Annotated in this window: 6 protein-coding genes; all 6 read right to left on the bottom strand. The window is 56.8% G+C overall.

Annotated features, from left to right (window positions below; all coding sequences use genetic code 11):
* Positions 1-208: 208 nt before the first annotated feature.
* A complete protein-coding gene (gene gyrA, locus QZZ60_RS09105) occupies positions 209-2647 on the bottom strand; it encodes a DNA gyrase subunit A (protein ID WP_295640705.1) in 2439 nt (812 codons plus the stop codon).
* Positions 2648-2728: 81 nt separating this feature from the next.
* Complete coding sequence (gyrB, locus tag QZZ60_RS09100) at positions 2729-5137, bottom strand: DNA topoisomerase (ATP-hydrolyzing) subunit B (protein WP_295640703.1); 2409 nt, start codon at positions 5135-5137, stop codon at positions 2729-2731.
* A 235-nt stretch (positions 5138-5372) separates the two neighbouring features.
* Positions 5373-5588, bottom strand: coding sequence for a hypothetical protein (locus QZZ60_RS09095; protein ID WP_295640702.1), 216 nt, complete (start codon positions 5586-5588; stop codon positions 5373-5375).
* A gap of 70 nt (positions 5589-5658) precedes the next feature.
* Complete coding sequence (locus tag QZZ60_RS09090) at positions 5659-6096, bottom strand: hypothetical protein (protein ID WP_295640700.1); 438 nt, start codon at positions 6094-6096, stop codon at positions 5659-5661.
* A gap of 89 nt (positions 6097-6185) precedes the next feature.
* Entirely contained in the window at positions 6186-6416 is a 231-nt protein-coding gene (locus tag QZZ60_RS09085) for a ferredoxin family protein (RefSeq protein WP_294448098.1), read from the bottom strand.
* An 11-nt stretch (positions 6417-6427) separates the two neighbouring features.
* On the bottom strand, positions 6428-8287 hold the full coding sequence (locus QZZ60_RS09080; protein WP_295640697.1) for a fumarate reductase/succinate dehydrogenase flavoprotein subunit: 1860 nt from the start codon (positions 8285-8287) through the stop codon (positions 6428-6430).
* Positions 8288-8488 lie beyond the last annotated feature (201 nt).

The raw sequence follows: 8488 nt of genomic DNA, 5'->3' as shown, positions 1-8488 counted from the left end.
GAAGCCTCCGTAACGCTCTTTTCCTTTTTCCGCATCATTCAGTACGCATGCATCAAAAAAGCCCCGACTCTCACAACAGAGAGTCGGGGCTTTTCTTTCTTCAGCGGCAGGGCCGACACATAACAATTAAAAAGTATTGGAAGAATGGAAGGGGCGCGGGGAGGGAAGCTTTCTTCAGAAAGTTCTCTTCCCTCCCCGCACACACGCTCTATTCTTCCGTATTGTCTCCGTTGTCGGCAACGGTGTCGAAGCCGGCGACGCTGGCGCCCTCGTCGAGCTTGACGAGGCGCACGCCCATGGTGGCACGACCGACGGAGCGGACTTCATCCACGCCGAGGCGGATGATCTTGTTGGTGGAGGTAAGCAGAATGAGGGAATCGGTATCGGCAACGGGCATGGCTCCGATGACGTTGCCGGTCTTGGGGGACACCTTGAAGTTGATGAGGCCTATGCCGCCGCGGCTCTGCATTCGGTAGAGGTCTATCTTGGTGCGCTTGCCGTAGCCCAGGGCGGAAACCGTCATGATCATGGTGGAATTGTCGCCGTCCTTCACGGTGACGCAGGCCACCACGGAATCGCCGCGGCGCAGTCCTATGCCCTTCACGCCGGAGGCGCTGCGTCCCATGGGACGCACGTCCGGCATGGCGAAGCGTATGGCCATGCCGTGGGCCGTGGCGAGCACCACGTGGTCGGAATCCGTCACTTCCCGCACGGCGATGAGCTCATCGCCTTCCTTAAGACCGAGAGCGATGAGACCGCTCTTGCGGCAGCGGGCATAGAGAGACGCGCTGGAGCGCTTGACCATACCGTGCTTGGTGGTGAACAGGAAATAGCTGTTTTCGGCAAATTCACGCACGGTAAGGGCGTTGGCGACCCATTCATCCTTTTCCAGGGGAAGCAGGTTGGCGATGTGCATTCCCTTGGCGGTGCGGCTTCCTTCCGGCACCTGATGCACCTTGAGCTGATGCATGCGGCCCTTGTTGGTGAAAAGCAGCAGATACTGATGATTGGTCGTGGTGAGAAATTCCTGCACGAAATCGTCTTCGGAGGTATGCAGACCGGCTATTCCCTTGCCGCCCCTCTTCTGCTGCTGATAGTTGGTCAGCGTGGTGCGCTTGATGTAGCCTCGACGCGACAAGGTGATGACCACATCTTCGTCGGGAATGAGGTCTTCAATGTCGATGCCGGAAAGCTCGTCCATGACCACTTCCGTGCGGCGGGGCGTGGCATAGGTGGTCTTGATGTACTGGGTTTCCTCGCGCAGCACGCCGCGCAGCACTTCGGGGTCCTCGAGAATGGAGGTCAGGTAGGCGATGAGCTTCTGCAGTTCACGGAATTCATCCAGAAGCTTGTCGCGTTCCAGACCGGTAAGACGCTGCAGACGCATGTCCAGAATGCTCTGAGCCTGAATTTCCGTAAAGCCGAAACGATCCACAAGGCCGGACTTGGCCTCCTGCGGCGTTGCCGAACCGCGGATGAGCTCGACGATCTCGTCGATGATGTCGAGCGCCTTGAGCAGACCTTCCACGATGTGGGCACGGGCCTGCGCCTTTTCCAGATCGAAACGGGTGCGCCTTATGACGACTTCCCGGCGATGATCAAGGAAGCAGGTGAGAGCCGTGCGCAGATTGAGCTGCTGAGGCTTGTTGTCCACCACGGCCAGCATGTTGATGCCGAAGGAAGTTTCCAGCGGCGTATACTTATACAGGGCGTTGATGACGAGTTCGGGAATGGTTCCCCGACGCAGGTCGAGAATGATGCGGATGCCCTTCTTGTCGGACAGGTCGCGCAGATCGGTCACGCCGTCGAGCTTGCGGTCGTTGACGAGGGCCGCAATCTTGGTGACAAGCACGGACTTGTTGAGCGCATAGGGAATCTCGCGGATGACCACGGACTGCTGGCCCTTCTTGCGTTCCTCCACTTCCACGCGACCGCGCACCTTCACCACGCCGCGGCCCGTGCGGTAGGCGTCGAGCAGCCCCTGACCGGCATAGACGAAACCGGCGGTAGGGAAGTCAGGGCCGTGCACGAGATCAATGAGATCGTCCACCGTGCAGTCGGGCTCGTCGATGAGACGAAGCAGCGCGTCGCACAGTTCCCCGAGGTTGTGGGGAGGAATGTTGGTGGCCATGCCCACGGCGATGCCTGAAGAGCCGTTGAGCAGAAGGTTGGGCACCTTGGTGGGCAGGACTTCGGGCTCCTGCTCCGAACCGTCGTAGTTGGGACGAAAATCCACGGTCTTCTTCTCGATGTCGTCCAGGAACTCGGACGCGAGACGGGACATGCGCACTTCGGTGTATCGCATGGCGGCGGCGGAGTCGCCGTCGATGGAACCGAAGTTTCCCTGACCGTCTTCCAGAGGATCGCGCATGTTGAAGTCCTGAGCCATGCGCACAAGGGCACCATACACGGCGAAATCGCCGTGAGGATGGTACTTGCCTATGACGTCGCCGACCACGCGGGCGCTCTTCTTGGTAGGCCGGTTGTAGGTATTGGCCATCTGCGACTGCGCAAAGAGAATGCGGCGATGCACGGGCTTGAGACCGTCGCGGGCATCGGGAATGGCGCGGCCTATGATGACGCTGAGCGAATAGGCCAGATAGGACTGGCGCAGCTCTTTTTCTATGTCGACTTTAAATTCTGCCACGGTAGGGATCCTTTGGGCGATGTTTTACGTAACGTTCCCTGAAAGGAAGGCGACGCTCCGAAGACAGGAGCGTCCCTTTCATCAGATGTCGAGGTCTTCCATGGAAAGCGCGTTGCGAATGATGAAATCGCGACGCAGGTCGGCGCGGTCGCCCATGAGTTCCTCAATGGTATCGGACGCGGCCTGCGCATCCTCGATGGAAACCTGCAGAAGCGCTCTCTTTTCAGGGTTCATGGTGGTCATTTCCAGCTGTTCGGGATTCATTTCACCGAGACCTTTGTAGCGCTGGATGTTGAAGCCCTTGCGGGCCTCGGCATAGGCGGATTCACGCAGATCGAAGTAGTCCTTCACCTCACGGCTGGACTCGGAGCTTGAAAGCGTCACGGGGAAGGTGCCGCAGGCATTCTGAAGGGAAGTCCAGACCTGGCGGGCCTGACGATACATGCGGGAGTGGAAGAACTCCACGGCAAGACGCGTGCGGTGTCCGCTCTTGTTTTCAAAGATGAGGAAGGCACGTTCGTCGTCTTCCTGACTTTCCACTTCGAGACGGGCCGCATAGCCCTGTTCCTCCATCCAGAGGCGGAACTTTTCGGAAAGGCCGGTTTCGGCCATGGCGGGAGTGAGGTCTTCGTCGAAGCGAAGGAAGGAAAGAAAAAGCTCGCGGGAAATGGCGGAATTTTCCGCTTCCTTCACGGACTTTTCCAGCTCGTCGATGCTCTTGAGCAGCGAGATGAGCTCGCCGCCGCGATAGGTCTTGCCGTCCGAGGTGGTCACGGACACGCCTTCGGACAGACGCTGAAGCAGAAATTCGTCGAGCTCGTTGTCGTCCTTCAGGAACTTGATGGTATTGCTGCCCTTCTTGATGCCGTAAAGCGGAGGCTGGGCAATGTAGATGTGCCCTTCCTCAATGAGCTTGGGATAGTAGCGGAAAAAGAAGGTGAGCATGAGCGTGCAGATGTGCGCGCCGTCGACGTCGGCATCGGTCATGATGATGATCTTGTGATAGCGCAGCTTGGAGTAATCCATGTTGTCGCCGATGCCCACGCCCATGGCCGTGATCATGTTCTTGATTTCCTCGCTGGCGAGCATGCGGTCGAAGCGGGCGCGTTCCACGTTCAGAATCTTGCCGCGCAGCGGAAGAATGGCCTGCGTCATGGGGTTGCGGCCCTGCTTGGCGGAACCGCCTGCCGAATCGCCTTCCACGATGAACACTTCACATTCCGAAGGATCCTTGCTCTGACAGTCGGCCAGCTTGCCGGGCAGGGAATTGTCGGAAAGGGCTCCCTTGCGGCGGACGAGCTCGCGGGCTCTGCGCGCGGCCTCGCGGGCGCGGGAAGCTTCCGTGGCCTTTTCGATGATGACGCGGACGTCCTTGGGGTGCTCCTGAAAATACTGATCGAGCACGTTGTAGACCACGCCGTTCACGATGCCCACCACTTCGCTGTTGCCGAGCTTGGTCTTGGTCTGCCCTTCAAACTGAGGCTGGGGAAGCTTCACGCTGATAATGGCCGTAAGGCCTTCGCGCACGTCGTCGCCGGAAAGGCTGTCGCCCTTGAGCTTCTTCTGAAGATCGGGCTGGCTCTTCACGTAGTTGTTGATGGCGCGGGTGAGCGCCGTCTTGAAGCCGGCAAGATGCGTTCCGCCTTCATGCGTGCGGATGTTGTTGGCGAAGGTGAGCGTCTTTTCGCTGAACCCGGAGTTGTACTGCAGGGCGAAGTCCACCGTCACGTTGTCCTGAATGCCCTCGCCGCTGATGATGGGATGCAGTCCGGTCTCGTTGCTGTTCAGATCCTTCACGAACTGCTCAAGACCGCCTTCGGCGTGGTAGGTGTGCGTTTCGTTGGTGCGCTCGTCATTGCAGATGATGGTCAGCCCCTTGTTGAGGTAGGCCAGCTCTTCAAAGCGCTTCTTCAGAATATCAAATGAAAAGACGGTGGTCTCGAAAATTTCCTCGTCGGGCAGGAAGCGGACCGTGGTGCCGTGACCTTCCGCATTGCCGAGGCATTCCAGATCGGTCACCGGAACGCCGCGCTCGTAACGCTGACGCCAGCGCTTGCCGTCGCGACGGACAATGACTTCGAGACGGGAAGAAAGAGCATTCACGCAGGAGACGCCCACGCCGTGCAGACCGCCGGAAACCTTGTAGGCATTGTTGTCGAACTTGCCGCCCGCGTGCAGTTTGGTCATGACTACCTGAACGGCCGGAATTCCCAGCTTGGGATGTATGTCCACGGGAATGCCGCGACCGTTATCCCGCACCGTAACGCTGTTGTCCATGTGCAGGATGACTTCAACCTTGTTGCAGAAGCCGGCCATGGCTTCATCTATGGAGTTGTCGACCACTTCGTAGACAAGATGATGAAGACCATGGATGTCCGTGCTGCCTATATACATGGCCGGCCGCTTGCGGACCGCCATAAGACCTTCCAGAACCGTAATTGCGGACGCGTCATAAGCGGTCTTGCCGGACCGAAGATTTTCTTGGGTCATGAGAATTCCTGAGGGGGTATTTGTTAGCTCCATGCCGGAGCAGCAGAAGGAATCAGTGTACCCTATTTCAGGGAAATATTCAAATCCCGGAGAGGAGGAATATCCCCTTCCCGGCCGTTCTCCGGCGGCGACGCTTCCCCTCGGACAAAAAAAATTCCTTCGAAAAACATCGGTCACGAGCAGCGCGCAACCATGTTTCCCGAAGGAAAAGCAAGACACGGAAAAAAGAAACGAACTACTTCTTTTCGTCCATACCTTCCATCAGTTCTTCCAGAGTAATGCCATGATATCTGGCGGAGGCATGAACTTTTGCCATAAAAGCCTTGCGCTCGGCCGGAGTGTCCTTTTCCTTCAGGATACTCCGCATCCAGTTCACCATACGCACACGTTCACGAGCCTTGGTTTCCTCGGGGGTTTCCGTGTTCTCCACGTCGTCAAGAAAGTATCCCATGTCGCCTTTCCTTCTTCAAGCGCAATCGCAAGTTTCACAGTTTACGGTAAAAAATCAAACCGGGGATGCGTCACATCTCATCCTCTTCCCATACGTCGGGAAGGGCAAGGCGCAGCCAGAAGCGCCTCAGCGTTTCCATCATTCCGGCGCAGGAAGGATCAACGTCGCAACGCCCTCCCGGCAGGGTATCATACATGTCCACCCCGTCAGGAACAGCATTCTCGGAGCGAATCATGTTGAGAACCGCCGAAAACAGGGAGCGGACCTGCTCTTCCCCCATAAGCTCAATAGCAAACTTGATCCGCGGCACCAGCAGCTTTGAACGCGATGCCCGATCGGCGCCATTTACTTCCGCCCACTGCTCGTAGGCTTCGGCATATTCATGCCTGAATTTATGATTTTTGTATAGAACCTGATCAAAATACTTGCGATCATTATTGAAAATCTGTCTTCTCGTCAGTTCAGGCCAGCGTCCGAAGCCCATAGGCTGTTCAAAAAAATCCTTCATAAACACTCCATGAGTCACGTTCGCCGCACTTCCCGGAAGCGGATTAACAAACAAGGGGCGGCCGAAGCCGCCCCTTTGCACAACCTTGTCTAACGAATCAGATAAGGAACGGTTTCAAGTTCGAGAGCATTCGTACGGCAGACGAAACGGCAGACGTCGCAGTACCAGCAGTCATCGCGATACTTCATATACGGCATATGCGTCTCTTCGTCCATTCTGAGCACGTCGCGAGGGCAGTATTCCACGCAGTAGCCGCATCCTACGCACTTGTCGGGATCTACCTTAACCCATTCATATTTGCCGCAATCAGTTCTTTCCATGACTTGCCTCCTTACGCCTTCTTGTGCATCTTGGGGAAGATACGCTTGGGAATTTCCATGCCTTCGCGATTGTACTTTTCAACGATCCACGGGTCAGTGTTGTCATTGGCAGGATGGACAAAGCCCTGGCCGATGTTGAGATCCATCTTGGGATATTCGTATTCCAGACGGGTCGGGAAGTCCCACTTGTACGCGGGAACTTCGCGCTTCTCGCATTCCATTTCGCCAGTGCTCATGTTCTTCTTCACGACAACATACTGACGATCCCATTCGGCCTTGCGTTCGGGGCAGGCCAGACGATAGTGGCTGAGGCCCCAGCGGCTTTCGGTACGGAACAGGGAGGCTTTGGCAGCCATTTCGGCGCAGTCGGTGATGCTCTGCACTTCGGTGGCACGGATGAGATCGTGATAGTCGCACACCTTGACGTGAGGCAGATCTTCACGACGAATGCGTTCAACCCACCACAGCATCTTGTTCATGAGAGGATCGCTCTTGGGCGGAGTCAGGTACTGGCTGACCTTGGTACGAATCTTGGTTTCCACGAGTTCGACGGGCAGGCCTTCCTTCTCGTCGACCTTCAGAGGCGCGCTGACTTCAGCCCAGGTCTGTTCCGGATCGGGCAGCTTGCCGGGACGACCGTGCTTGGCCGCGTAATCGGCAGCCATGCGGCCGGCGATGGCGCCGAAGACGAAGGCGCCGGTAAGATACTGCTGAGGAACGGCGGCGCAGTCACCGGCAGCAAAGAGGCCGGGAACCGTGGTTTCGGTATCGGCATTGACGAGAATGCCGGAGTCGCTGTGGCCGGAGCACAGGGTGATTTCTTCCATGCCCTGTTCCACGGAGTCCCAGCAATGGTAGTCTTCGTTGCGCTGCTTGTGGAACTGGCCGCGAACGGTACGTTCCGTGCCCCACAGAACCTTTTCCAGACCCTTGAGGGTTTCTTCAGGCAGATGGTCGAGCTTAAGATACACGGGACCACGGCCTTCCATGAATTCACGCCAGACGGCCAGGAACATGTCGCCGGACCAGTAGCCGTGAGACCAGTACTTCTGACCGAGGGCGTTGACGCCGTAACCGCCGCGGGGAATGACCACGTAACCGCAGGCAGGACCGTTGAAGTCCTTCATGAGAAGGTTGGTCTGGAAGCATTCCATGTTCACCATTTCGGCGCCGGCATGGTACGCCATGGCGAAACCGTCACCGGTGTTGCCGGGGAATTCATAAATGCCGCTCAGATAGCCGTCACGAGGCATGCCGAACTTGCCGACGCAGCCGGCGGTAAGAACGACGGCGGGAGCTTCAATCTGATAGTAGTCGCCGCTGCGCATGTTGAAGGCGAACACGCCGGCGATCTTGCCGTTGTCGTCGGTCAGCAGACGGCAGGCGGGAGTACGGTCAAGAACGATGCAGCCGAGTCTGCGAACTTCGCGAGCAAGACCACGCTTGATGTCTTCGCCGTCCATGGCGAGATAGAGGGCCTTGTTGGTGGGATGCAGGTAGCTGGCCTTGTAGTTGCCGTTCTTGTCCAGCGGGAAGAGGTCGCCGGGCTTGCGGTCCGTATACTTTTCCAGGTCCTTGATGATGGCAAGGGAGTCACGACCCAGCACATACGCGCATTCCTGGTCGATGATACCTTCCGTTACCTTGGTCAGGGCTTCAACAACGTCTTCAGGGGTGCCGTAGCCGGGAACGGCCACGATGTTGAGGGCATCCATGCCGCGACCGATAGCACCAGAGGTTTCGATCGGGCCTTTATCAACGACTACCACGCGGCAGTCAGGATTGGTCTCCTTGGCTTTGATAGCAGCGAAAGTACCGGCGCTGCCGCCACCCATAATGATAACATCCGCTTCAATCTTTTTTACGCTCATGAAGATTCTCCTCACGCATTAGAGAGAAAAACAAAAACAGCCTCGACCAAGTAAACCTGAAAGAAAACTCCTATTGTTATAATGTTATCACCCATCTGACATATGCCATCTGTAAGTATCTACATCAGATAGGGATTATACAATACATACAAAAGTCATTTTTAATATTCGCCATCATATCAAAAACTCTTTGTATGCATC

Source organism: uncultured Mailhella sp. (assembly GCF_905187505.1).
GTDB lineage: Bacteria > Desulfobacterota > Desulfovibrionia > Desulfovibrionales > Desulfovibrionaceae > Mailhella.
This window is presented reverse-complemented; position numbering and strand designations above follow the sequence as displayed.

Excerpts from the sequence above, each read along its gene's own strand:
- QZZ60_RS09095 (WP_295640702.1), bottom strand. The coding sequence starts at position 5,588 with ATGGGATACTTTCTTGACGACGTGGAGAACACGGAAACCCCCGAGGAA.
- QZZ60_RS09085 (WP_294448098.1), bottom strand. The coding sequence starts at position 6,416 with ATGGAAAGAACTGATTGCGGCAAATATGAATGGGTTAAGGTAGATCCC.
- gyrB (WP_295640703.1), bottom strand. The coding sequence starts at position 5,137 with ATGACCCAAGAAAATCTTCGGTCCGGCAAGACCGCTTATGACGCGTCC.
- QZZ60_RS09080 (WP_295640697.1), bottom strand. The coding sequence starts at position 8,287 with ATGAGCGTAAAAAAGATTGAAGCGGATGTTATCATTATGGGTGGCGGC.
- QZZ60_RS09090 (WP_295640700.1), bottom strand. The coding sequence starts at position 6,096 with ATGAAGGATTTTTTTGAACAGCCTATGGGCTTCGGACGCTGGCCTGAA.